The 25,678-nt window shown below is 61.3% G+C and carries 20 protein-coding genes; 15 read left to right on the top strand and 5 right to left on the bottom strand.

The window, feature by feature from the left end; translation table 11 throughout:
• The first annotated feature begins 31 nt into the window (after window positions 1-31).
• The 4 genes from FHT76_RS08965 to FHT76_RS08950 all read left to right on the top strand — a co-directional run bounded on the left by FHT76_RS08965 (window position 32) and on the right by FHT76_RS08950 (window position 2,575).
• A complete protein-coding gene (locus FHT76_RS08965; RefSeq protein WP_259185488.1) occupies window positions 32-595 on the top strand; it encodes a hypothetical protein in 564 nt (187 codons plus the stop codon).
• A gap of 190 nt (window positions 596-785) precedes the next feature.
• Complete coding sequence (locus FHT76_RS08960) at window positions 786-1,400, top strand: hypothetical protein (protein WP_259185487.1); 615 nt, start codon at window positions 786-788, stop codon at window positions 1,398-1,400.
• Between the two features lie 196 nt (window positions 1,401-1,596).
• Window positions 1,597-2,109 carry a hypothetical protein gene (locus tag FHT76_RS08955; RefSeq protein WP_259185486.1) on the top strand — a complete coding sequence of 171 codons (513 nt, stop codon included), beginning with the start codon at window positions 1,597-1,599 and terminating at the stop codon, window positions 2,107-2,109.
• A 175-nt stretch (window positions 2,110-2,284) separates the two neighbouring features.
• Window positions 2,285-2,575, top strand: a complete 291-nt coding sequence (locus tag FHT76_RS08950; protein ID WP_259185485.1) for a hypothetical protein — start codon at window positions 2,285-2,287, stop codon at window positions 2,573-2,575.
• A gap of 50 nt (window positions 2,576-2,625) precedes the next feature.
• On the opposite strand, the gene FHT76_RS08945 is transcribed toward FHT76_RS08950, so the two are convergent.
• Window positions 2,626-3,123 carry a hypothetical protein gene (locus FHT76_RS08945; protein WP_259185484.1) on the bottom strand — a complete coding sequence of 166 codons (498 nt, stop codon included), beginning with the start codon at window positions 3,121-3,123 and terminating at the stop codon, window positions 2,626-2,628.
• 176 nt (window positions 3,124-3,299) lie between these two features.
• Here FHT76_RS08945 and FHT76_RS08940 point away from each other — a divergent pair, with 176 nt between their 5' ends.
• The 7 genes from FHT76_RS08940 (at window position 3,300) to FHT76_RS08910 (ending at window position 12,371) form a co-directional block, all read left to right on the top strand.
• A complete protein-coding gene (locus FHT76_RS08940) occupies window positions 3,300-4,679 on the top strand; it encodes an aminoglycoside phosphotransferase family protein (RefSeq protein ID WP_259185483.1) in 1,380 nt (459 codons plus the stop codon).
• Complete coding sequence (locus FHT76_RS08935; RefSeq protein ID WP_259185482.1) at window positions 4,676-6,091, top strand: DUF5691 domain-containing protein; 1,416 nt, start codon at window positions 4,676-4,678, stop codon at window positions 6,089-6,091. The genes FHT76_RS08940 and FHT76_RS08935 overlap by 4 nt, the downstream gene beginning before the upstream one ends.
• Window positions 6,084-7,166: an AAA family ATPase gene (locus FHT76_RS08930; RefSeq protein WP_259185481.1), complete on the top strand. Its 1,083-nt coding sequence runs from the start codon at window positions 6,084-6,086 to the stop codon at window positions 7,164-7,166. Before FHT76_RS08935 ends, FHT76_RS08930 begins: the two co-directional genes overlap by 8 nt.
• Window positions 7,167-7,169: 3 nt before the next feature.
• Window positions 7,170-9,494: a DUF5682 family protein gene (locus tag FHT76_RS08925; RefSeq protein WP_259185480.1), complete on the top strand. Its 2,325-nt coding sequence runs from the start codon at window positions 7,170-7,172 to the stop codon at window positions 9,492-9,494.
• Window positions 9,491-10,660, top strand: coding sequence for a VWA domain-containing protein (locus FHT76_RS08920; protein ID WP_259185479.1), 1,170 nt, complete (start codon window positions 9,491-9,493; stop codon window positions 10,658-10,660). The genes FHT76_RS08925 and FHT76_RS08920 overlap by 4 nt, the downstream gene beginning before the upstream one ends.
• A gap of 68 nt (window positions 10,661-10,728) precedes the next feature.
• Window positions 10,729-11,814 (top strand): hypothetical protein, encoded by a 1,086-nt coding sequence (locus FHT76_RS08915; protein ID WP_259185478.1) that lies wholly within the window; start codon window positions 10,729-10,731, stop codon window positions 11,812-11,814.
• 86 nt (window positions 11,815-11,900) lie between these two features.
• A complete protein-coding gene (locus tag FHT76_RS08910) occupies window positions 11,901-12,371 on the top strand; it encodes a hypothetical protein (RefSeq protein ID WP_259185477.1) in 471 nt (156 codons plus the stop codon).
• A gap of 59 nt (window positions 12,372-12,430) precedes the next feature.
• On the opposite strand, the gene FHT76_RS08905 is transcribed toward FHT76_RS08910, so the two are convergent.
• The 3 genes from FHT76_RS08905 to FHT76_RS08895 are packed head-to-tail and all read right to left on the bottom strand — an operon-like array spanning window position 12,431 to window position 18,199.
• Window positions 12,431-13,864: an efflux transporter outer membrane subunit gene (locus FHT76_RS08905; RefSeq protein ID WP_259185476.1), complete on the bottom strand. Its 1,434-nt coding sequence runs from the start codon at window positions 13,862-13,864 to the stop codon at window positions 12,431-12,433.
• Between the two features lie 3 nt (window positions 13,865-13,867).
• Entirely contained in the window at window positions 13,868-17,002 is a 3,135-nt protein-coding gene (locus FHT76_RS08900; protein ID WP_259185475.1) for an efflux RND transporter permease subunit, read from the bottom strand.
• 6 nt (window positions 17,003-17,008) lie between these two features.
• Window positions 17,009-18,199 carry an efflux RND transporter periplasmic adaptor subunit gene (locus FHT76_RS08895; protein ID WP_259185474.1) on the bottom strand — a complete coding sequence of 397 codons (1,191 nt, stop codon included), beginning with the start codon at window positions 18,197-18,199 and terminating at the stop codon, window positions 17,009-17,011.
• Window positions 18,200-18,286: 87 nt separating this feature from the next.
• Between FHT76_RS08895 and FHT76_RS08890 the strand changes: the two genes are divergently transcribed.
• From FHT76_RS08890 to FHT76_RS08880, 3 genes are all read left to right on the top strand, one after another.
• Window positions 18,287-19,171, top strand: coding sequence for a TetR/AcrR family transcriptional regulator (locus tag FHT76_RS08890; protein WP_259185473.1), 885 nt, complete (start codon window positions 18,287-18,289; stop codon window positions 19,169-19,171).
• 74 nt (window positions 19,172-19,245) lie between these two features.
• Window positions 19,246-21,351, top strand: a complete 2,106-nt coding sequence (locus FHT76_RS08885) for a PcfJ domain-containing protein (RefSeq protein ID WP_310503284.1) — start codon at window positions 19,246-19,248, stop codon at window positions 21,349-21,351.
• A gap of 87 nt (window positions 21,352-21,438) precedes the next feature.
• Window positions 21,439-23,475 carry an RNB domain-containing ribonuclease gene (locus FHT76_RS08880; RefSeq protein ID WP_259185472.1) on the top strand — a complete coding sequence of 679 codons (2,037 nt, stop codon included), beginning with the start codon at window positions 21,439-21,441 and terminating at the stop codon, window positions 23,473-23,475.
• Between the two features lie 26 nt (window positions 23,476-23,501).
• On the opposite strand, the gene FHT76_RS08875 is transcribed toward FHT76_RS08880, so the two are convergent.
• On the bottom strand, window positions 23,502-23,687 hold the full coding sequence (locus FHT76_RS08875; protein WP_259185471.1) for a hypothetical protein: 186 nt from the start codon (window positions 23,685-23,687) through the stop codon (window positions 23,502-23,504).
• A 131-nt stretch (window positions 23,688-23,818) separates the two neighbouring features.
• Between FHT76_RS08875 and recQ the strand changes: the two genes are divergently transcribed.
• Entirely contained in the window at window positions 23,819-25,663 is a 1,845-nt protein-coding gene (gene recQ / locus FHT76_RS08870) for a DNA helicase RecQ (protein WP_259185470.1), read from the top strand.
• Window positions 25,664-25,678 lie beyond the last annotated feature (15 nt).

Raw genomic sequence — 25,678 nt, 5'->3', positions numbered from 1 at the left:
GAGGTTCTCCCGAACATAAAAGGAGACTTCGTTGAAGCAGATCGCAATCGCACTCATGATTTCGGCGGTCGCGGCGTCGGCAGCGCAGGCTGAAGTCTTCGATCCGGAAAAATTCGGGATCGCCACGTTCGATGACGGACTCCCGAAGCCTCCGGTGAAAAAGCCGTTCTACTGCGAGTTCTCGAGACAGGCCGCAGAGGGCAAAAGCAAGGTTTGGAGCTGCAACGACGGCAGCACCCGCTACGGCGAAAAGAACGTATGGGGCGAGAAGCCCATTGAGATCGAGCCTCTCGTTTTGCCGCCGAAGGTGACGGAAGACCCGACGATCCATATGGGAAAAGGCGTTCTCCTTACGCTCACGACCGTATCCAGGCCCGAGGAGTGCTTTCGCTCTGGTAAATATCGGTACTGCGAGCGTTTCAAAGTTCCGACGTTCTCCTATGCGCTGACCGAAACGAAAGAGCAGTGCGCCTACCTCGCGCCGCGCTTGGCCGCCCGCCAGTATGTCGTCTATCGCGATCTCGGCGTGCCTGTGACCGTCACGTACGATTGCGAAGGCAACGACGGCGGCGCAGTCGGCGTTCCTCACGGGTAATGGGTTCGAAACGAGGTGGGCTATATCGACGACCTCGTTTACTCCGAGGGTTTCGCTCTATATCCGCGCGACTCGACGCGAATGCAAATCCATACACCAAATGCATCGACGTTCCAGAATGGAGTCTTCCATTTTCTGCGGCAATGCTGTAAAGCGGCGGATAGATGGCGATAGGAGAGGTGTCTGAGCAATGACGTACATGGTAAAAGCCGTCAAAAAATCCAAGACATTCATGTTGGCCGTCGAGCCCGGGGAAGACGTGCGTATCCACGACTCCCATGGCGACCCGTCGTCGTTGTCGGTCCTGTTCGATGAGAGCAGCGCGGTCGCAAAACTCCTCGTCGCCGCTGCAACCCCTGAAGACGTGGCTGCGCTCGTTCGGCTCCATGCGCCTGGCGTCTGGGCGTTCGCGATCGTCGCCGGCCGGATCACGCTGCTTCTGCGCATGGAGGACGGCAGCGAGGTTTTCCTGCATAAGGACGCCGACGGGAGCCTCGGTGCGCACGGAACCGACTTCTCGAAGATCGAGCTGGAAAGCCTGTTCCGGGGCGATTGCGCCGGAGCCATCGAGAAGCTCTCGAAGTCGGCATCCCGCATGGCCATGATCGACGTCCTGGAATCCGACGGTCGGCCGCGAGTCGTCAGCGTATCGGCACCGAACCCGTTTCATGTCCGCCCGACGGAAAAGGCGATGGAAAGGGCGCTCGATCTCATCGCTGCGATGCTCGAACCGGGGTTCGACGCCAAGGAAGCGCGCGCGTTCCTTCTCGACAGGGGACGATCCATCTCCATCCTTTCCGATTGATAGAGCCGAGGCACTTCTAGCCCGCCATGGTCATCCGTGGCGGGCTTTTTCGCGTCTGGTCGCCGTCGGCGATTGCCGCCTGGCCTCAGTCAGCGATAGGCTTGATAACGGTCGGATTGACCGAGGAGACCCGAATGCAGGAGTTCGATACCCGTCCGCCATAGCCCGCCTTTCAGCTCGAAAGGAGGGCCTCCACATGGCCAATTCGGATTTTCCTCACGCCTTCCCCGTCGAATGGGAGGACATCGCATTCGACCGCGCGGGTATCGGCGCGACGGCAAGGTCTTCGAACTCCGCCGCCCTTTGGGTCGCGATGCGTCCGAGCGTTTTCCTGTCGATAGCCACACCCCTGCCCGTCCCGCGCGCCTCGCTCGACTGGCTCCGTTACCAGATCGGCGAAGGTCGCGCCATCGCGCCTGCCGAGCTTGATTTCAGCGTCGTCGGCAGCATGCCGGTGGCGTTGTCCCACGAAGGCCGCCACCGCATGACCGCGCTGCGGGAGCGGCTGTGTGACCGCCCGGTTCCCGTCAGGCTGTCCTTCAAAGGGATGCGTGACCACGAACTTGACGATCGCTTTGTTTCCTTCGCGCGCGCGGCGGTGAAATCCCAGCGCGGCCGCTCCGTCGTCGAGGGTCCGCTGTTCGGCGAGGCGGAAGTCGACGAGGGTGGCCGACATCGGAGCGGCGTTCCGCCCGATGGCAGGCATTGAGATATCCGACCGCGACGTCTTCCTTTTTGGACAGGAAATCATTGACTTCGCGTGCCAGCGAGCTCATAGATGACGTCAAGCCCGATTGGCTGGGCATATGAGGACACCGACATGACCGCAGGTCACAATTACGAGGCTCTGGATATCCGTTAGTTCACAACTAACGGAGAGAAAGATGAGCAGAACACGTCGCGCCCAAACCGGAGACCGTTGGTGGCGCGAAAAAGGTCGAGATTTCTGGTACGGCGGCGATCGCTTCGGCGAACGAAAAGAAACCTTCGCCAAATACTGGGAATCCGACAACCCCAATCGCTGGGCGGTCGTAAAGGTCGCCACCAAGCAGCAGCACCGCGAAGTCAGCCGCGCCGACACCCGTACCGAACTCGGTCGCATCATGAAGGACGTCGAACACGACTTCTACAACCGCGAGAACCTCTACAAGGGCCTCAGCTGGAACCACGATTAAGCAAGAAGCCTCGCCATCGCCGGCGGGGCTTCTTGCTTTTCGGCTATAGATCAAATCAGTCGAGGTGCTGTCGAACAGTTTCGCAGGTCTTTTGGCAATTCAACTGCTGAAAGCTGATCGACATTGTTGAATGCCGTTGGCGGTATCGTGTCGGTGAAAGCGATCTGGTTCGTGACCGCGAGGCAAAGCGCGGCCGGCACGTCTTGCCAACGGCGGAAAGGCCGGAGCCGTTCGTCCACATCTTCCCCGGTGAGAAAGCCAACATCACCGGTTCTTTCGGGATCGTGGAGATCGTCGATGCCGTTCTGCAGCTCGTAGTCGTCGGGAGCGAAGAATTGGCTGGGAAGGCATCGGTCGTCTATTTCGACGATGACAGCTTTGCCGCCGCGCCTGATCGCGGCCAGGTCGGCATAGAGTTCGGCGATCGACAGGCTGTCGGTGAGGTAAACGCAGGTACGATCAAGGTTGTCATGGGCCACCTGGGGAACCAGTCCTTCTTCCAGGATATCCGCCAGTCTGGCGGTGGTGGTGCCATGATAGAAAATCATCGATCCGGTTCTCGTTTTGCCAACACACGATACCGCGACCGACGGCAAGCGAGAAGTGGTGGATGCAGCGCCGCATTCCCTCGAATGGAGTCTGGTTTTATCTCTCAAGACGTTGACACAAAAGTCCCGATCCTGAAAAATAATGAAAGAACTGGTTTCTTTTCAGGAGTTTGGACTTGGCTCTCAGCCTGTCAAAAATCGAGGCAATCGCTCCTGACCAAGGGTCCCTCGCCGCCGCCAAAAAACTGCTGAAGCCGAGCGGCTGGCCGACCCTCTGCGAGGACGGGGCCGGACTTGTCTGGGGCGAGTGCCAAGGGTCGGGATCGAACCCGTACAGGGTCTGCGTCACGGAAGACGACGCCGGTTACAAATGCACCTGCCCGAGCCGAAAATTCCCCTGCAAGCATTCGCTCGCCCTGATGTGGATGCGCGTCGAAGGCAAGGTGTCCTTCTCCCATGGAACGGCCCCGGGATGGGTCTCCGACTGGCTGTCTCGCCGTCGCGGTCCGTCCGCCGCAGGCGCTTCGACGGGACCAAAGGCCTCCATCGCCGCGACCGAGGTGACAGAACCTGAAGTCGTCGATCCCAAGGCGGAAGCGAAGGCGGCCGCCGCGCGAGACCGCAGCAGACAGGTCAGGGAGACGGCCATCGCAGGCGGCCTCGACGAACTGACGCTCTGGCTATCCGACGTCGTGGCCGCGGGTGTCGCGACATTCGCTTCCAATCCTGGGTCCACCTGCCGAATGATGGCGCAGCGCCTGTTCGACGCGAAGGCGTCGGGTCTCGGCGTCTTGGTGGATTCGCTGCCGGCCCGCATCTTCGCTCTTCCCGAATTCACCCGTTCGATCGCCTGCGTCAAGGAACTCGGGGCCATCCATTTGATCGCCGAGGCCTACCGTCGACAGGCCGACCTGCCAGAGCGGTTGAAAGATGATGTCCGGCAGGTGGTCGGATGGAACATCACGCGCGATTCGCTGCTCGCGGACGAAAGCGCCGAGCGGGTCGAAACCACGTGGCGCGTGTGGCTCACCCGCTCCGAACTCCAGCCAGACAAGCTCCGCCGCATCGAGACATGGTTGCACGGCGACGACGGCAGCGATGCCGTTTTGATCGACTACGTTCCCGCTTCTATGGGCGCGGCGAAGTCCGGATATGCCGTCGGAGAGCGTTTCTCGGGTGAACTCGTATATTACCCCTCTCCCGTTCCAATGCGGGCGCTGATCTCGCGTGCCACGTCCAGTACCGACCTCGTAGAAGACTCCCTGTCAATCCCGGAACTCGATTTGGTGGCAGCCTTCGAGAAGTACGAGCAATCACTCGCGCTCAAGCCGTGGCTCGGAGACTACCCGCTGTTCTTCAGGAATGCCCGTATCCGCCGCGCGGGCGGTCGGTTCTTCCTCGTGGACGATGGCGTTTGCATTCCGATCAGCGAAGCGCAGGCGGATGCGGCATGGCCGCTGCTCCAGTGCGGAAACATCAACGGAGCGGGCATCTGGAACGGAGAATTCATGACGCTGTCGTGGCTTGAGACCGATCTCGGGAGGTGGAAGGCGTGAGCGTCGAAACCTTGAAATCCGTGGCCCTGCCGGGCCTTCTTTCGGGTCTGCGCGGGGGGACCATTCCGGCGGCCGCAGGAGGCACGACCGATCTCCATGCACTCGCTCTGACGGCGCAGGCGCTGCGCTTCGACCGTCCGATCCCGCCCGAGAGTTTCAACGTTGAAGAGACGGTGGAAGACGTGCGAAGGGTGGTCCCCGACGCGGTCCGCCAGCCGATCATCCGTCTTGTGATCGAAAAGAGCGACACTGCCGGCCGGGACATCCTGTTGCAGGCGTTGGCAAGGGCGATGGCCGTCAACCGCTTCCGCCCCCACCCGTTCGATCTGGCTCACGTCGATCCATTCGTGGAAGCCTTCGCGGCAGAACTCGGTGCCGAGGCGCTCGCCTATTCGCAGCGCAACGTCAAGGCAGAGCGCAAGCAGAGCTATTTCGCGTTGGACAGCATCAACGACGAGACCTGGATGCTTGGCAACAGAGGAGAGAAGGCGAAGTACATCGCCCGTCGCCGTGCCGAAGACGCCGATCTCGCCCGCCGCCTCGTCGAGGCCGTGTGGGACGAGCAGGATGTGGACAGCCGCGTGCGGCTCGCAGGCGCGCTGCGTGTCGCGGCTTCGAGCGACGACAAGGAATTCCTCGTCAGGCTCCTCAAGGATCGCTCTCCGCGCGTCAGGGATGTCGCCCGTGGTGTCCTCGTCAGGCTGCCGGACTACGAAGGCGACGAAGGTCACCTGAAGACGATCCGCGACCGCATCAGGGTGAAGCAACAAGGCATCCTGGTGAAACGCAAAGAGATGCGTCTCGAGTTACCGGCATCCGTCGGTTATTACGGGGCCTCCGAATGGGTCCAGGAAAACTTCGGCAAGATCGGACTCGACGAGTTCGTCGCGGCGTTCGGCATGAACCTCGTCGATACGATCAACGCGGCCGCATACGACCCGAACATGATCCACGGCATCCTCGTGATGGCGGTCTGCTCCGGTGACGCCGTCACGGCCGGCCGTTTGATCGACGAGGTAATCGAAGACAAGGGTGCGTCCTTCTTCGACATCGACAGCGCGATCTACGAACATCTCACGCAAGACGAGCGGAACGCCCTCGTGGCAGCCGTGGTGCGTCCGCAGAAGTGGTCGGACCTTCCGCTGAAGTCGATGGAGCGCCTGCGCGCGCTCGTCGACGGTTACCTTCCTGACGAAATCGCGATGCGGTTCCTTACCTCGCAGGCGTTGCAGCCGACGCTCGACTTCGGTCGCCACACGTCGGCCGACGCCCTTTCCCATCTCGCCGTCATGTGTCCGCCCGCAAGGCGGAACCTTCTGAGGGCGCGGTTCGCGCCGCTCGACCCGCGCTGGACCGACCGCGCGATCCTCTTTCTCGACATAATCGAACATCTGGAGCCAAAGAATGACTGAAACCCAACTGCGCCGTAGCGCCGAGGACATCTACCAGAAAGAACTTGAAGCGCTTTGCAAGGACGACGGACGTCCACGTCCCGTGAACTGGAAGATGTCGCCGTTTGCGGTGCTGACCTTCATTCTCGGCGGACAAGCGCCTGACGGCACCAAGATCAGCTCGAAATACATCGGCAATCGCCGCCTGATCGAAACGGCCGTCGCAACGCTCGCGACAGACCGCGCGCTGCTTTTGATGGGCCTTCCGGGGACCGCGAAGTCCTGGGTTTCGGAAAACCTCGCCGCGGCGATTTCGGGTTCCTCGAAGCGCCTGGTCCAGTGCACCGCCGGCACCGATGAAAACCAGCTCCGTTACAGCTGGAACTACGCCCTGCTGCTCGCCAAGGGACCGTCGCCGGACGCCATCGTGAAAACTCCGGTTGCCCGCGCCATGGAAGACGGCACTTTGGTGCGCCTCGAAGAGTTGACCAGAATGGGTTCCGAAACCCAGGACACGCTTATCACGGTGCTTTCCGAAAAGACGCTTCCCGTCCCGGAACTCGACATCTCCTTCGACGCGGCCCGCGGATTCAACGTCATCGCGACCGCCAACAACCGGGACAAGGGCGTCAACGAGCTCTCGTCGGCTCTCAAGCGTCGCTTCAACGTGGTCGTCCTTCCGTCGCCGGCGACGCTCGACGAAGAAATCCGGATCGTCGTCAAGCGCGTGCCGGAAATCGGCAACAGCCTGACGCTGCCTGAAATCCAGTCTCCGGACAAGGAACTCGCCCGTATCGTCACGATGTTCCGCGAAATCCGCGAGGGCAAGACGATCAACGGCAAGACCAAGCTCAAGACTTCGTCCGGCTCGCTTTCGACCGCCGAAGCGATCGCCGTCGGTGTTTCCGCATGGTCCCACGCCGGTCATTTCGGCAACGGAGCCGTGGATGCCAACGCACTGGCGTCCAACATCGTCGGCGCGGTCGTCAAGGACCCGGTTCAAGACAAGATCGCGCTCGAAGAATATCTCGACGTCGTGATGCGCACCCGTAGCGGTTGGGATGACCTCTACTCCGCGATCCGCGATGTTCTTTAAGCCGTGGCGAAACGCACAGCGCATCTCTTCGGGATCAGACATCACGGTCCGGGTTCGGCGGCGCTGCTCAAGCGCGCCCTCGACAAGCTCGACCCTGCATCGGTCCTGATCGAGGGGCCGCCGGAATGCGATCGTCTGATCGCCGATGCCGCCCTCCCCGGCATGAAGCCCCCAGTCGCGATGATGGCCTACGCGACAGAGGAGGCTTCGAACGCCGCCTTCTTCCCATTCGCGGACTTCTCTCCCGAATGGGTGGCCATGCGTTGGGCGCTTGAACACGGTCGCCCTGTTCGCTTCATCGACTGGCCCGCTTCTGTGTCTCTTGCCGCCAAGCAGCAGAGCGTCGAGATCGCGCTTCCCTTGCAGGAAGCCGACGAAGAGATCGATGAAGACGAGATCGACGAGGACGGCGCGGAAGAGACCGATCCGATGGAAAACCGTGGGGATGTCCTCGACGTCCTCGCCGAGATGGCTGGCTACGGTGACGGCGAAGCTTTCTGGAACGGCCTGATCGAACAGGGAGGCGGCTCCGATGCCGATCCGCTCGAAGTGTTTGCCGCGATCGAGCAGGCGATGACCGAGGCCCGCTCCATTCACGGCGACGACGGTCCGGGCGGCGGGCGCGGAGAACGCGAGGCTCGCCGCGAGGCGTTCATGCGCGGCCATATCCGCGACGAACTGAAGAAGACGGACGGAGAAATCGCTGTCGTGGTCGGTGCATGGCACGTCGGCGGCCTTCGCAAGGACAGCACCGTCGCCGAAGACAAGGCGATCATCCGCGATCTTCCGAAGATCAAGGTCGAGGTCACGTGGTCTCCGTGGAGCGACGGTCGCCTGGCGGTTTCGTCCGGTTATGGCGCGGGTGTCGTTTCGCCCGGATGGTACAGGCACCTCTGGAGACTCTACTCGAGCGGTCGGCGCGACGGTGCGGAAGCATTCGCCGCCGTATGGCAGTCGAAAACCGCCGCCATCATGCGCGACAAGGGTTTTCCGGCTTCCACGGCCTCGGCGATCGAAGCCACCCGTCTCGCGGTCGGACTGGCTTCCATCCGCAACCTGGCGGTCCCCGGTCTGACCGAGATGCGGGACGCGTCGCTGGCGGCTCTGTGTTATGGCGAAGAGGCGGCGTTCGAGGCCATCGAAAAAGCGCTGTATATCGGCGACACGATCGGCGAGATCGACGACGCGGTTCCGTTGATGCCGCTTGCCCGCGACTTCGAGCTGTGGTGCCGCAAGACCCGCATGAAGCCGTCCGAGGACCAGACCGAACTCAAGCTCGATCTGCGAACCGATGTCGGTCTGGCGCGCTCCACGCTGCTCCATCGCCTCGATCTCATCAACGTCAGGTGGGGAAAGCTGATCGACGCCGAGGCGGGCCGTGGCACGTTCCGCGAAATCTGGAAGCTTGCTTGGTCTCCTGACATGACGGTCGGCCTCGCTGAAGCCGTCGTCTGGGGCCTTACCATCGAACAGGCGGCCGCAGGTGCCGTCCTCGAACGTGCGCGGGCGTCCGACAGCGTCGCCGAGCTCGCGGAACTTGTCCGTAGCGCGCTGATCGCCGGCCTTCCCGATGTCGCGACCCTATGCATCGAACGCCTGCAGGCGGCGGCCGTCAACGCGAACGACATTACCGACCTTATGTCGGCAGTCGTGCCATTGGCCCGCATCGCCCGTTACGGGACGTCACGCAAGCTGCCCGAGGCGGAATTGCGCGCGCTGATCACCGCCCTTGGTCACGAGATCAACGCGGGAGTCAGGACCGGATCGCACCAGCTCGACGACGAGCAGGCCGACAACCTGGTCAAGGCCATGCGCGCCTATGACGACGTTCTGGTTCCGTTTGGCGACGACCATCTTGTCGAAGGCTGGCAGCGCCAGCTGGGCCTCATCGTCGACGACGAACAGGTCGTGGCGCAGGTCAAGGGCGTCAGCCTCCGTCGCCTGCACGACCGTTCGGTATGGACCGAAGAACAAGTGTCGGCCGCCTTCTCCCGTCATGTCGTCGGCGAAACGGCGACCCGCGCCGGGGCCTTCATCGAGAACTTCGTTTCCGGCTCGGCCGAAATCCTGATCCAGGACCAGTCGCTGTTGTTCCTCATGGACGAGTGGCTGTGCGGTCTCGACGAAACGACCTTCATCGAAAGCCTGCCGTTGTTGCGCCGAGCGCTCTCCAGCTTCGACGAGCCGGGTCGCCGCCGTTTGATGCAACGCATCGCCGCAGGCCGCCAGACAGCCGCCTTGGTGACTTCCGAAACATCGGGAGAAGAGAACGCCGCCTTTGAGCGCGCTCTCCCGCTCCTGCACGCCATCCTGGGGATTGCCGCATGACCATTGACCTGAACCAGGAACGCCTGCGCCGCTGGAAGCTCGCCCTCGGTGACCAGGACACCAGCGGAATGTCTTCGGACGACCAGCGTATGGGGGCGGCCTTGTCGGCCCTTTACGACACCGACCAGAGCCAGAAGAAGGGGCAGCGCGGCGGGCTTGGCAAGTCGTCGCCCAAGGTGGCCAAGTGGCTCGGTGATATCCGCGAATTCTTCCCCTCTCGCGTCGTCCAGGTGATCCAGAAGGACGCCTTCGACCGTCTTGGCCTTGAAGCCCTGATGATGGAGCCTGAGTTCCTGGAGACGCTCGAGGCCGATGTCCACCTCGTGGCCCAGCTAATGAACCTGCGCGGCCAGATGCCGCCACGGACCGTCGAGACGGCGCGCGCGGTGATCGCCAAGGTCGTCGAGGAGCTGATGAAGCGGCTGCGTGGTCGCACCGAGGAGACATTGATCGGGGCGCTCAACCGTTCCAAGCGAACCCGACGTCCGCGCTTCTCGGATATCGACTGGCCGCGCACCATCAACGCCAACCTCAGGCACTGGCAGCCGGAGTACCAGACGATCGTCCCCGAAACCCTGATCGGGTTCTCCCGCAAGACGAAGACAAAGGCGGACCTCGACCACGTCATGCTGTGCGTCGACCAGTCCGGCTCGATGGCTCCTTCCGTCGTGTTCGCCTCGATCTTCGCGGCCGTCATGGCTTCGCTGCCTGTTCTTTCCACGCAACTGGTGTGCTTCGACACGGCGGTCGTGGACTGGACGGAGCAGCTTGCCGATCCCGTCAGCGTTCTCTTCGGCATCCAGCTCGGTGGCGGCACCGATATCGCCAGCGCGCTCAAGTACTGCCACGGCAAGATCGAGAACCCGTCGAAGACCCACATGGTCTTGATCAGCGACCTTTACGAGAACGGCAACTCGGTGGAGATGCTGAAACAGGCGGCCGCGATCAAGCAAGCGGGCATCAACCTGATCGTATTGCTGGCGCTGTCCGACGAAGGCCGTCCGGCCTACGACGCCAAGCATGCTTCCGTCCTCGCGTCGATGGGCTGCCCAGTCTTCGCTTGCACGCCCGATCTGTTCCCGGACATGATGGCGGCGGCGCTGGCGAAGCAGGACATCGCGGCATGGGCGAGTGCGAACGACGTCGAGGTCATCCGCGCTGCATAACCGCCCGTCCGCCATGGTAACATGCTCGGCTAGACTTTAGGATGCCATGAGACAATCGAGATTCGAACATGGCATTCTTCGACGACTGGACAATCGGTAGGGGCGGAAGCCTCGTGTATCAGGATGACAACGTCAACCTGCTGGTCCAGCCGAACGCAGACGGCTGGATGCTGGCCGTTACCGACGAGCGTGGAGAAATCCCCTACCATCCGACCTTCCAATGGAACGCTGAGAGCATAGAGATGCTCGAAGGAATGGCGGCGTTCGTCATCGACTACGCATCCAAGAAGGCAGAGCTCTCGTCGAGGCCTGACATCCAACGGGAAACGGAGATCGACGGTGGATGGAAGATCGTCGCCAAGCGCGAGCGCGGCACCAGTTTCATCGTCACGCTTCACGACGACGCCGGTGAAAGCATCGGCGAATACGCAGGCTTCCTCAACACGCTGCTTCCGACCTTCGTCCTCGGGGAAATGACGATCCAGGGGTCGCAGATGTTGTCCGACATCGCCCGCGGAAAGGGGATTGCGGATCGAATGCGGGACGCGGCCGAGGACGTGATGGGATTGAAGGCCGTTCCTCACGGCAGAAACTTCACGCAAGGTTCGCTTTCGGAAAGCGCCGCCAAGTCGTGGGCCAGGAGGGCCTCGCAAAGGCGAGTGCCGGGTCTCACGCCGGAGCTGGCCGTCAAAGTCCGCCTGGAACTGGCGAAGACCGTCGGCGATCATTTCGCGGAACTTCGTTATGCCGACAACCTGGCGGCCCCGGTGGAGATTTCGAAAGCAATCGGATGCGACGTCGTCGTCGGAATGGTCGACGGTGAACCCAAGTTTGCGTGGGCCGTATCTCCTGAAGGACTGGCGGTGTCGCCGGACGGCATACTGGATCAGGAGCTGCTGGCGGAAAAGCTCGTCGAGAGATGGACGCACCCCGGCTTCGGCGTGGAGGAATGCGTCGTGACCTTGCTCCGTCTCAATGCCGATCAGGTCAAGGAACGGATTTCGGAAGAATTGCTGGAGTTCCGACGCGAGAAGGAGACCATGTCGTTCGCCGCAAGAATGGTGGACAAAATGGGACGGGGAACGTTGCCGAAAATGCGTTTCGATGGCGAGGCGCATAGGATGGCGATGTCATCGGTAGCGATGATCGGCTGAAAAGGCAACTTTGCCTCTTTCCGCTGACGAGTTCGTACAGCAAAATTGTCGGCAACGATGTCCACTTTTATGACCCGAGCCAAGGCATGATTGATTTCGCAAAGCTGGAATTTGATGACCTTACGTCGAAGAGATTGTTCGATTTCTGCGTGGAAAACAGGCTTGGAATGGCGGAGGCCGACGATCGTTCCTCGTTGACGCCGAAAGACTTCAAATTTCATGTGACCGTGATGTACAGCAGGGTGACGAACCCTGCCTTCGAGGAAATCCAACAGTCGTACGGTCCGCACGTTCTGGTGCCGGAAGCATTCGAGCTGTTCGGACCAAATCGAAACATCCTAGCCTTGACATTGCGCGACGATCCGGTCCTGACGGAAATCTTCGATCACTATGGCGAAAAATTCGGACATGTCAGCGAGTTCACGTCGTACCGGCCGCATGTCTCCATTCGAGGCAGCAGTGCCGATGTTAAAGACAGGATCGCGTCTTTGCCGCTACCGGATTTCGAATTGCGGGTTGATCGACTAATCCAGAAACGCAAAATCAAGGCGACATAGAAAAGACCCCGGTCGCAATTTTGGCCGGGGTCTTCGTTTTCGGGGCAACACAAAGCGCCTTACTTGGATGCCGTCTTTCCGTTCCAGCCGCCGCCCAGCGCCTTGTTGAGCGCGATGAAGTCATTTGCGAGCGCCACCCTGCTCTGGATCAGGCCGTCCTCGGACGAATAGAGCGAGCGTTCTGCGGTCAGCACGTTGACGAACTCGGAAGCGCCTTCGCGGTAGAGCGTGCGCGACAGTTCTGCGGCCTGTCGGTAGGAGCCAACGGACGCCGAGAGCTTGGCATTGCGACGGCGCTGCTGCGTGAGGGAGACAGACGCGTTTTCGACGTCCTCCAGAGCGCCGAGAACGGCGGACTGATAGGCGATGAACGCCTGATCCTGCTGTGCCTTGGCGACCTCGGCCGCGGCCTTGAGCTTGCCGGCGTTGAAGATCGGTACGTTGATCGCGGGACCGAAACCCCATCCGATCGACGACCCCCTGGCGAGATCGCCGAAGTCGGCGGCAGAGGTGGAGATGCTGCCCGTGAGCGTCACGGACGGATAGCGGTTGGCATCGGCGACGCCCTTGCGCGCCTTTGCCTGCGAGAGCTTATATTCCGCCACGCGCACGTCCGGACGTGCGTTCAAAAGATCGGCCGGAATGCCCGTCTTCACGGCAAGGCGCGCCGTCGGCACTCTGCCCCTGCCCTTTTCCATGATCCGGTTCAGAGCGCCGGGAGCCTCGCCCGTCAGTACAGACAGACGGTTCACCGTTTCCGAGTAGGAGGCGGCAAGCTCCGGGATGTTGGCTTCCGTGCTGTAGGTCTGGCCTTCGGCGTTGGCGACGTCGAGACCGGTTCCGGCACCGAGGCTTTCCTTGTCCCTGGTGATCTGGAGCGTGTCTCGCTGGAGGTCGGCGGACTTGGCGGCAAGCGTGTGGCGGGCCTGGTATCCGCGCGCGGCGACGTAGTTGGAGGCGATGTCGCCGATCAGGGTGAGCGTCGTCGCGCGCAGGTCTTCTTCGGCGGCGTTGAGGCCGAAGCGGGCAGCCTCGACCGAACGCTGGTTCGCGCCGAACAGGTCGATCTCCCAGGAGGCGTCGAGGCCAGCCTGGAAGGCATTCGCCGTTCCCGCCTGAGACTTGGCGCGCTTGGCGGAACTGGAGCCGGCTGCCGAAGGATAGAGGTCGCCGCCAGCCTGCTTGAGGCTGGCGCGCGCTTCCGCGACGCGGGACCGCGCGGTGGCGACGTCGAGGTTTCCGTCGACGGCCTTGGCGACGAGGCTGTCGAGCGTCGGGTCGTTGAAGGACTTCCACCAATCCGCCAGTTCCGGCGGCTTCGGCGCGTCCTTCTTGCCCGCAAACGACCACGAGGAAGGCATCGTGAGCTTCGGTCGCGAGTAGTCTTGCGCGGTCGTGCAGCTTGCGAGCGTCGCGGCCATCACCGCCGCCCCGATGATCGAGGCGAGACGGCTTCTGGTTTCGGAGCGGGCGGTGTTCTTGTTGATCTTCATGTGTTACTCCGCTGGGGTTGCTTCGGTGGACTGGTGCTGATTCGCTTTTCCAGTCGTGAGCTGGCGAACGGCCACGAAGACAAGAGGAGCGAAGAAGACACCGAGGACGGTGGCGGCGATCATCCCGCCCATGACGCCGATGCCGATCGAGTTCTGAGCGCCTGAACCAGCACCCGAGGCGATTGCCAGAGGCAGCACGCCGAGGATGAAGGCGAAGGATGTCATCAGGATCGGGCGAAGACGCATGCGGGCCGCTTCGACGGTGGCGTCGATCAGGCCGAGGCCGTTTCGCTGCCTCTCGACGGCGAATTCAACGATCAAAATCGCGTTCTTCGCGGCAAGTCCGATCGTTGTCAAAAGACCGACCTTGAAGTAGACGTCGTTGGCCTGGCCGAAGGTCGAGGCGGCGATGAGAGCGCCGAAAATACCGACGGGAACCGCGAGAATGACGGCGAACGGGATCGACCAGCTTTCATAGAGAGCCGCGAGGCTGAGGAAGACCACGAGGACGGATATCGCATAGAGAGCGGCCGCCTGATTGCCGGAAAGCTTTTCCTGATGGGAAAGTCCTGTCCACTCATGCGAGTAGCCGGGGCCGAGCGATTTTACGATGCCGTCGATCTCGTTCATGGCGTCGCCGGAAGACGTACCGGCCGATGCCGCACCCTGGATTTCGACGGCGGGGCTGCCGTTGAAACGTTCGAGGCGGGGCGAACCGTAGGTCCACTTGGACGTCGCGAACGAGGAGAACGGAACCATCTTGCCAGACGCGCTGCGGACGTGCCAACGGTCGAGGTCGGACGGCTGCATGCGGCTCGGAGCGTCGGCCATCACGTAGACAGGCTTGATGCGGCCACGGTCTATGAAGTCGTTGACGTAGGCACTGCCCCAGGCGGCCGAGAGGGTGTTGTCGATGTCGGACAGGCTGATGCCCAATGCCGACGCCTTCTCTTGATCGACCGAGACCGAGAGCTGCGGGGTATCTTCCTGGCCGTTCGGACGGGTACCGGACAGCTTGGCGTTCTGGCCGGCCGCGCCGAGCAGCTGGTTGCGCGCCTGGATCAGGGCTTCGTGACCAGCGCCTGCGACGTCCTTGAGGTAGAAGGAGAAGCCGTTGGAGCTGCCCATGCCCTGGATCGCCGGAGGAGCGAGCGCGAAGACCATGGCGTCACGGAAGCCCATGAACTTGCCCATCGCGCGGCCGGCGATCGCCTGAGCCGACATGGAAGGGTCCTTGCGTTCGGCGAAGTCCTTGAGGCGGATGAAGGCGAGACCGACGTTCTGTCCCTGACCGCCGAAGCCGAAGCCGGAGACGTAGAACACGCCGTCGACCGCTGCCTTTTCGTCGGTCATGTAGTGGTCGCGGACCTTTTCGAGAACTTCGACCGTGCGGGCCTCGGTCGCTCCGACCGGAAGGGTGACGGCGGTAATCAGGATGCCTTGGTCTTCTTCGGGCAGGAACGAACCTGGAAGCGTCGTGAACATCCAACCGGTCGCGACGACGAGCGCCGTGAAGATGGCGAGGTAGCGCTTGCGCCGGGTGACGACGGCTCGGGTTCCCTTGGTGTAGCCGCCGACCAGACGGTCGAAGTTGCGGTTGAACCAGCCGAAGAAGCCCCTCTTCGAGCCATGGCCGTCCACGTTGCGGAGGAAGGTGGCGCAGAGAGCCGGCGTGAAAACGATCGCGACGACGACAGACAATGCCATCGCGGAAACGATCGTGACCGAGAACTGACGGTAGATGATGCCGACGGAACCGCCGAAGAATGCCATCGGGATGAAGACGGCGGACAGAACTGTCGCGATGCCGATCAGCGCTCCGGTGATCTCCTTCATCGACTTGAGTGTGGCTTCCTTGGGGGAAAGGCCCTCTTCGTCCATGACACGCTCGACGTTTTCGACAACGACGATGGCATCGTCCACGAGAAGGCCGATGGCGAGAACCATTGCGAACATGGTCAGCGTGTTGATGGAGTACCCGAAGACCGCGAGGATGCCGAACGTGCCGAGCAGGACGACCGGGATCGCGAGGGTCGGGATGATCGTGGCCCTGAAGTTCTGAAGGAACAGGAACATCACGAAGAAGACGAGGACGACGGCCTCGGCCAGGGTCTTGACCACTTCCTCGATGGAGAGCTTCACGAACGGGGTGGTGTCGTAGGGATAGGTGACTTCCATTCTGGCTGGGAAGCTCGGACGCATCGTCTCGACGGCGTCGCGGACGGCCTGCGCGGTGCTGATGGCGTTGGCACCCGTCGCGAGGTTGATCGCGAGACCGGCCGTCGGATGGCCGTTGTAGCTGGCGGACGTGGCGAAGCTTTCCGCTCCGACTTCCACCCTTGCGACGTCGCCAAGGCGAACCATGGAGCCGTCGGCATTGGACTTGACGATGATGTCGCGGAACTGGTCGGGATTGCTTAGCCGGCTACGCGCGGTAATCGTGGCGTTGAGCTGCTGACCGGGGACCGACGGCAACGCGCCAACCTGACCAGCCGAGACCTGGGCGTTCTGGGCGTTGATGGCGGCCGAGACGTCGCTTGGCATAAGGGAATACTTGGCGAGCTTTTCGGGGTCCATCCAGATGCGCATCGCGTAGCCGCTGCCGAACAGCTGCGTGTCGCCGACGCCCGCGACGCGCTTCAGCGTGTCGTTGAGGTTGTTGTCGACATAGTCGGCCAGATCGACCGAGGACATGCTTCCGTCGGCGGAGACGAAACCGATGACCATGAGGAATCCGGAAGACGACTTCGTGACCGTCACGCCGTTCTGCTGGACGGCCTGCGGCAACTGCGCCGTGACGAGCTGGAGCTTGTTCTGGACCTGCATCTGGGCGATGTCTGGGTCGGCCGCGCTCGTAAAGGTAAGCGTGATCTGGGCGTTGCCGGTCGACGTCGAATTCGAAGACATGAATTCGAGGTTGTCGATACCCGTGAGGCCCTGCTCGATCACCTTGGTGACCGAGTTTTCGACCGTCGCGGCATCAGCACCCGGATAGTTGGCCGATACGTTGACGGTCGTCGGCGCGATCTGCGGATACTGCGAAATCGAAAGATTCGAGATAGCCAGCAAACCAGCGAGCATGATGACGATCGCCACCACCCACGAGAAGATGGGTCGATTGATGAAGAAAACGGACATTTTAGATTAGTTTCCCTTCGATGCCTGCTGGATGCCGAGACCTGTTGCCGGGTCGATGGATGTCTCGACCGCCGTGACTTCCTGGCCCGCCTTCGCCTTCATGGAACCTTCGACGACAAGGCTCTCGCCCGCCTCGATGCCGTCGGTGACGATCCAGTCGTTGCCGACGTTTCCGTCCACGGTGAGCGTGCGCTCTTCCACCTTGCCGTCCTTGACGACGAGAGCGATCGGCTCGCCCTTGACGTTGCGGGTGACGGCGCGCTGCGGAACGAGGATGCTACCCTCCGAGACGCCCTCTTCGACGACCGCGCGGACGAACATGCCGGGCAACAGCGTGCGTTCTGGATTCGGGAAGGAGGCGCGGACCTGGAACATGCCGGTCGAAAGATCGACGTCGGTTTCCGAGAACTGGAGCGTTCCCTCATGCGGGTAGACGGTGCCGTCCTCGAGCTTCAGCTTCACCTTGACGGCCCCCTGCTCCGGCTTGACCCTGCCTTCGGCGACGGCCTTGCGGAGTTTCAGGAAGGCGGTGCTCGACTGGCCGACATCCACGTTGATCGGATCGATGCGGCGGATGGTGGTCAGCGCGTCGGCCTGGTTTGCCGAGACGAGCGCGCCTTCGGTCAGTGCCGAGCGGCCGGCGATGCCGGTGATCGGCGCTGCGACCGTCGTGCGGGAGAGATCGAGTTCGGCGGCCGCGACCTGCGCTTGCGCCGCGGTCACGTCGGCGCGGGCCTTCGCTTCGGCCGCGATGGCGTCATCCAGGTCCTGACCGGACGTCACGTTCTTTTCGTGAAGGCCCTTGGCGCGCTCGAGCTTGGCGATGGCCGCGGGAAGCTCGGCCTTTGCCTTCTCGAGAGACGCCAGAGCGCTCGACCGCGCCGTCTCGTAGCTGGTCGGGTCGATACGGTATAGCGGAGCTCCCTGCGCCACCTCGCCGCCTTCCGAGAACAGCCGTTCGCGTACGATGCCGCCGATCTGCGGCCTGACTTCGGCGGTCATGGAGGCTGCCGTGCGGCCCGTCATTTCCGAGACCACGGGAACGGTGGAAGGCTTGACGACGATGACGCCGACCTGGGCTTTGGGCATGGCGTGGCCGCCCCCTGCGGAGGCGCTGGACTTCTCGCCAGAGCATCCGGCCAGCGCCGTTGCGGATAGCAGTACGGCGAGGGCCGCGGTCGCAATCGAGTTCTTCATTTTTATTCCTTGAATTTGGAAACTGATTGGGTTTCGATAAGATTATGCCGTTAGGGCCGAGGCCGCTGTCAATTGGAGACTTGAATTTTGAGTGAAGGAATTTGCGGGAAGCTGTCCGAAGTCCTGAAATGCGGGGGAAAGCGCGGTCGCCCGAAGGTCATCGAGGACGACTGCCTGCGGGTGAAGATCGCCGGCGAAGCCACGCGCCTATTCAGCGAATGCGGATACGAGGGCATGAAGATGGACGATCTCGCGGCGCGGTGCCAGATGTCGAAGAAGACCTTGTACCGCCTCTTCCCTAGCAAGAGGGACATCTTCGCGTCGATCGCCGCGGGTCACCGCAAGGCGATGCTGAACCTTCCCTTCGACGACGACCGGGTCGACCTCGAGGTCGCCCTGCGCCACATATTCAGGCTCGATATCGAAGAGGATGAGCATGTCGAGCGCATGTGCATGATCAGGATGTTCAAAGATGAATGCCCGAATTCTGCGGAAATGTCGGAAATCCTCAAGGAACACGGACACGACGTCGCGCTGCGCTACTTCTCCGAATGGATCACCCGCCAGATCGATCTTGGCCGCATGAGGACGCTGTCGCCCGACCATGCGGCGAAGATCATGCTCGACATGTTCTTTGGCGCGCTGTTTACGCCGGACAAAAAGATCAGGGAGTGGGCATCCACCGAGGACAGGCGCGCCTATATGGAGGAGTGCATGCGCATATTCCTCAACGGTACCAGGGCATTCGGATATCCGAGCCTGAAGCGGATGAAAACGATCTGGATTTGCCAGTGCGGCAAGCAGACCGAGTGTTCGACGGCAGACACCCGCCTCGGGACCGTCTGGAACTGCGAGGAGTGCGGGAAGACGTTCGCTTGCGTCTACGCGAAGGGAGGTCCGCAGCGATGGATCGAGGTTTCGGAGGAGCAGGTCGAGTTTCACTCGTTGCTCGGGGACGATCGGTCGCGCTGAATTGACGTCTTGAATTACCCGTTGACCGTGACGAGGACTTCGATTAACTCGTGCGTCAAAGCGAGGTTTCGACAATGACGGCAGAAGCAGACATCAGCGAGTTTATCGCAGGTCTTGATGAGAACGACGACATACGACGTCTTCTCGATCTCTCCGTTGGGCGCGTACTTAGGGCAGCAGAGAAGCGCGGCGAAGAATTCCGTCCAGACCATCGGAAGGCGGCACATGTGGCCGACTGGTTGCGTGCGTCTTTCGTGAGAAACGAGACATGGCTTGCCAATGTCGACGACCTGAAACGGCCGCGAAAGCTTCTGAAATTCTCAAGGTTTGAGGATATCGTCAAAGAAGCGGACAAAGCCATGCGGGCCGCGAACGCACGGGACGGCGTGTCGTCTTCTGGTGGTGGCCAAACGCTCTACCGCGACCTCGAGCACGGCTATCGGCTCGTCCAGCTCCACACCCGCGACGCTCTCCAGCGGGAAAGCTCGAGAATGGGACACTGTGTCGGGAACGGCGGGTACGACTACGTGCTGGAGCGCAAAAACGAAGCGATCATTTCGCTGCGGGACAGGCATGACAAGCCACACGCGACACTTCACATCTCGGGTGATGCAATCCTCCAGATGAGAGGCAAGCAGAACAAGCAACCGAAGGCCGACTACATCACCGCAATGATGCCGGTGATCTCGACAATGCGAAATTCAAGTCTGTTCTTTGGTGAGTTCGGCTTTCTCGTTGATACAAAAGGTATCCGCCATCAACTGACGGAGCTGCCGGATGGTGTCGAGGTGGACGGCTCATTGGTCATCGTCGAGGGATCGGTAACGACCCTCCCGGACAACATGACCGTCCACGGAAGGCTTCGGATTGAAAACGGGAAGCTGGCCGCTCTCCCGAGGGGTCTGACGGTCAAAGGATCGTTGGAGATCGACTACAATCGAAAGATCAGAGATTTGCCGTCGGACCTTGTCGTGGAGGGAAGGCTCTCGATGCGCAGAACCCGGATCAAGAAGATTCCCGCTGGGCTGAAAGCAGAAGCACTGTACGCGACTGGCTCTGAACTGGAGGTTATTCCTGAAGGGTTTACCGTACAGGGCGATCTTTACCTCAGTCGCACGCGGGTAAAAGCGCTGCCCAGCGGGATTTTTGTCGGAGGTGTCTTGGGTATCGGCGAAACAAAGATCGAAGCCCTACCGGAAGACCTGTCATGCGGGGGGATTGACGCCCGCGAATCTGCTCTCAAGGCGATTCCTCCCAAGGTGGTGCGCGGTGGGCCAGTGGACGTTTCGCATACGAAACTGCATTTTATTCCATGTGACCTGAAGGCGGTCGGCCGACTGGACGTATCCGGCACCGAGATCAGTTCACTTCCATTCGACATAAGCCAAGTGGAACAACTCGTCCTCGCGCGGTCGGGTGTAACGGCTCTTCCAGAGGAGCTCGGGAGGAAGGAGCTGAAATTTCTGGACATCTCGGACACTTCGATCCGCAAAATTCCATCGGACATCATCAAGATCGGTGAACTCACAGCGAGGCGGTGCAATCTTGACACCATTTCGGCGGGGATCGAGATCGAAAGTTTGAATATCGAGGGTTCAACTACGGTACTACCCGACAATCTCAGTGTTCGCCATCTGCGTATGGGTGAGGCCAAGATCAAGAAGTTGCCAGACGGCCTAACCGTTTTTAGCAGTCTGTACGCTACAGGAAGCGATCTGACCGAAATCGGACAGAACGTCCGTGTCGGAACAGGGTTTTTCGACATCTCGAAAACCGACGTCGAATGTATTCCGGCATCTTTGAAAGTGGGGATCGGATATTGCGCGGGGATCGACGTATCGAAGACCAGGATGATTGCTTTGCCCGATCTGGGGGACGTGAAGGTCGACTGGCTGAGTATCGAGAAAACGAGCATTCGCGATGTCCCTGCTGGATGGTCGATCAAGAACATCCGCGCGCGCGGTGCGCCGCTGTCGTCCGTCTTCGGTAAAGTGGAGAAAGCATATGGGGTCTCCAGGAAACACGCCGCCGCATTTACCGCGCGAGGAGTGAACGTGGTTCCATGGGGAATTCGACATGCACTACTTGCACCGTATAGATTGGGATTGGAGATCGCCGCCGTGATTGCGATCGTCTACGCTAGCTTCGCGCCACCGCCGGAAAACGACCGTCCTGTATAAAACGGAGTCATCGATTAGATATGATACGATGCCTTGCCGGGGGGGCGCTTCCCGGCCTATGTAAGCCTCCGACAAACGGAGGTCTGAATGGCTGGCAAACGCTTTACTGGTATCACTATCGACGCTCAGCACTCCCGTGACCTCGACGACGCGATCTTCATCGAGAAGACGTCCGACGGTTGGTTTGTCGAAATCTGCGTGCCGTTCGTCTCAGGTGCTGTTCCGCGAAACTCTTCGGCTGACCACGCAGCCCGCGAACTCGGGTTTACCCGCTACAACGCCTACTCTGCCCGACGGTCGATGCTCGATCCCGTCCTCTCGGAGCAGGAACTGACGCTGGCACCCGGCAAGCCCCGCGATGTCATCGTGATGCGCATCACGCTTGACGCCGCCTTCGCCGTGACATCCTTCGAGTTCGATCGCGGCGTGTTCGAGAGCATGGCGAGGCTTTCCCACGAGGAGGCCGGCCACCTGATCAGCCATGGTAGCGGGCAGGTCCACGAAATGCTGGCGCGCGCGTGGGTCGTCGCGGTCGGGCTGTTGGAACTCCGCCGCCGATCAGGGTCCCTCACGTGGTTTTCCGAGCGGAGCGGCGTCATCATCGACGAAGACGGCCGCCCTGTGATCCTGGAAAATCACCACGCGGTCTCGCGCGCTTACCTGATCGTGCAGGAATTCATGATCCTCGCGAACTCGGCCGCCGCCGAATGGTGCGTCCGCAACGAGGTTCCGATCATCTTCCGCAACCAGCGGGGCAATTCGGCTGCGGATCGAGCAGCCCTCGCCCACGATCTCGAACTGATCTCCGAGGCGGACCCGCAGGCGGAGGCGGCCGGAAGACGACTGTCGATGATGCTCAATCGGGCCTTTCTCTCGAGGACCGCCGTCGGCCACTTCGCGCTCGGCCTTCCCGTTTACGCCTGGTTCTCGTCTCCGCTTCGGCGATACGCCGACTTGGTCAACCAGCGCGCGGTCATCGCCCATCTCGATGGACAGTCGGTCCCGGAGTACGACGCGGGGGAGCTGGAGGTCCTGTCCGAACACCTGAACGCACTTGTCACCGCACAGAAGGAGGAAACATCATCCTTCATGGTCTCAGTGTCGGAGGCGCGGGCGCGACGCCATAAAGAACAAGGCAGGCTGTCGAGCATCTCCGCGACTGAGATGACGGCCGTGATCAAGGCGGCAAAGCACGCGCATGAGTTCGATGACGCGCTCGTGTCTGAAATCGAAAAACGACTTTCGGTTGGCGGCCTGACCGACAAGGACAAGGGACGGCTGTTGCTCTCCCGTAGCGACGGCGCAAACGCAGCACAGACCGTGCTGTTCGGACACTTGGAGGGCGCGCCGCACGAGGCGATCAGCATCATCAACTATCTCGTCTCCGACCAGGAGATCGAGCAGCCATCGTTCAGCGAGAGTACCGTAGGGGACAAGTTCGTGTCGGAGGCGAGCCTCTCCACGAAAAACGGCACACTCTCGGCTAAGGGACAGGCCACAAGCAAGAAGGCAGCGTCACAACGGGCAGCGGTCGGTATTCTCGCGGCGCTTGCCGGCTTCGCGTGGACACCGCCGGAAGAATGGAACGACGGAAACGGAAACAAGCCGAAGGCGATTTCTTCAGCAGCTCCGGCGGCAAACGCCAAGGGAGACCTGATCAGTCATTGCCAGATCAGGAAGTTGCCTGCGCCGACATTTGACATGACCCGCGACGGACCGCCTCACGATCCGTTGTTCACCGCCGTCGCGTCGGTCGGCGTCGGCCCAGCCCGCATTTCCTCTTCGCCAATGGTCGCGTCTTCGAAGAAGGAAGCGGAGCAAAAGGCTGCCGCCGACCTGCTGGCGACCCTGAAGGGCAATGCGAAAGCCGAGCCGAAACCATTGGGGGCCAAAGCAACGACGCCGCAGAGCAACGCCAAGAACGCCCTGCAGGAGCTTTGTCAGAAAAGGAAATGGTCCCTGCCGACCTACGAAACGACGCAGTCCGGGTCGCCACCTGTCTTCACGGCAACAGCTTCCGTAAAGACAACGGGTGGGAAGTTGATCACGTCGGAACAGTTCGAAGGCTCGACCAAAAAGGCGGCGGAAATGCTGGCGGCCGAAGGTCTCATCGGGATGATTTGAGGTGCCGCGCGGGCCACGCCCGGAAGCTATCGTCTGCGTCGATGCGCGGATGGCTGGTCGGCAACGCCATCAGAATTCCGTTTTGTCCTGGTGCGCATCCCGAGAACGGCGACCCAGAGACCGATGGTTGCGATGACAAGCGCAGATGCATAAAGTTCGAAGAACAGCAGCAGGCCCTGCGCGAGGCTCGGCATGGATGACGGGGTCTGCATTTTTTGTTCGGCCTCTCATTATTGGTTGGAAACGATCGTCCCATCGGGCGACAATGGGGTCAACGGCGTCTTGTATTAAAGCACGCCGATTGCTATGACCGACCACGAGCGGCCGAACGAGGAATTCCAAGATGCCAATTCAGACCAGCGCAGAGACCGCACGCCTTTTCGACGGCGGCGGCAAGGACCCGATCGCGGTCCTCAAGGAGGTCTACGGATATCCGGCGTTCCGCGGCAAGCAGGAACCGCTGATCCGCCATGTCATCGACGGTGGCGACGCGCTCGCCCTGTTTCCGACAGGTGCGGGAAAATCGCTCTGCTACCAGATTCCGATGCTGTGCCGCGACGGCATGGGCATCGTCGTGTCGCCGCTGATCGCCTTGATGCGCGACCAGGTGGAGGCGCTTCTGTCGCTCGGGGTGCGCGCCGCCGCATGGAACTCCACGCTGACACAGGAAGAGGCCAGCGATCTGCGTGCCAACGTCCGCCGCGGACAGATTGACATCCTTTACGTCACGCCGGAACGTGTCGCTCTCGAGTCCTTTCATTCAATGCTGAATGGGGTCAAAATTTCGCTTTGGAGCGTGGACGAAGCGCACTGTTGTAGCCAGTGGGGACATGATTTCCGTCCAGAATATCGAGACCTCGGCAAGCTCAAGGACATGTATCCCGGTGTCCCGAGGATCGCGCTGACGGCCACCGCCGATCCGCACACCCGCGAAGACATCGTTCGCGTCCTTCGTCTGGAAGACGCTGAAGTGTTCCAGACAAGCTTCGACCGTCCGAACATCTCCTACACCATCGCCGAGCGAGACAAGCCGAAGCAGCAGCTGCTGGACTTCATCGGCCGCCACAAGGGCGAGAGCGGTATCGTCTACTGCCTGTCGCGCAAGAAGGTCGAGGAAACCGCGTCGATGCTCAACGCCGAGGGCGTTCGCGCGCTGCCTTACCACGCCGGCATGCATCCGGACCTCAAGAACGCCAACCAGGACGCCTTCCTCAAGGAGGAGAACCTGTGTCTCGTGGCGACCGTCGCATTCGGCATGGGAATCGACAAGCCGAACGTCCGTTATGTCGCCCACGCCGACATCCCGGGTTCGGTCGAGGCCTACTATCAGGAAACCGGTCGAGCCGGCCGCGACGGCATGCCGTCCGAGGTTTTCATGATGTACGGCATGGGCGATGTCGTGCAGCGCCGCCGCATGATCGACGAGGGCAACTCGCCGGAAGACGTCAAGCGGGTCGAGCGGTCCAAGCTCAACGCGCTGGTGGCGATCTGCGAGACGGCAGGCTGCCGCCGCAAGGCGATCCTCGGACACTTCGGGGAAGCCCACGAGGGAGGCTGCAATAACTGCGACACTTGCCTTCATCCGGTCGAATCCTGGGACGCCACCGATGCGGCGATCATTGCACTTGCGGCGGTGTTTAGGACGAACGAGCGCTTTGGTACCGGTCACCTGATCGATGTCATCACGGGCAAGGTCACGGACCGCCTCAAGCAGTTCAAGCACATGGAGCTGAAGGTGTTCGGTCAGGGTGTGCAGTATCCGGCGCAGACATGGCAGTCGATCTTCAGGCAGCTGATGGCGGCAGGTCTGGTGTGGGTCGATCACGAGAATTATGGAGCGATCAAGCTCGATCCGTCCGCGCAGGCCGTCTTCAAGAAAGAGCGCACGCTCCAATTCCGCAAGGACCGCCCGATGAAGGCGTTTTCGGCTCGCAAAGGTGCGGCGGCGGCCCAACGGCAGGACATGGACAGCGAGTCAGCGGTTCTCTTCGAACGCCTCAGGAGCGAGCGCTACACGATCTCCAAGGGCATGGGCGTCGCGCCATACGTCGTTTTCAACGACGCGACGCTGGTGGCCATGGCGACGACCCGGCCAAAGACGCTCGGGGAGATGGGACGCATCTCCGGCGTCGGTGCGCTGAAGCTCGACAAGTACGGCGAGCGGTTCCTCGAGATCATCAATGGGTAAGTCAATTTGTATCCT

This window comes from Rhizobium sp. BK176 (assembly GCF_024808055.1).
This window is presented reverse-complemented; position numbering and strand designations above follow the sequence as displayed.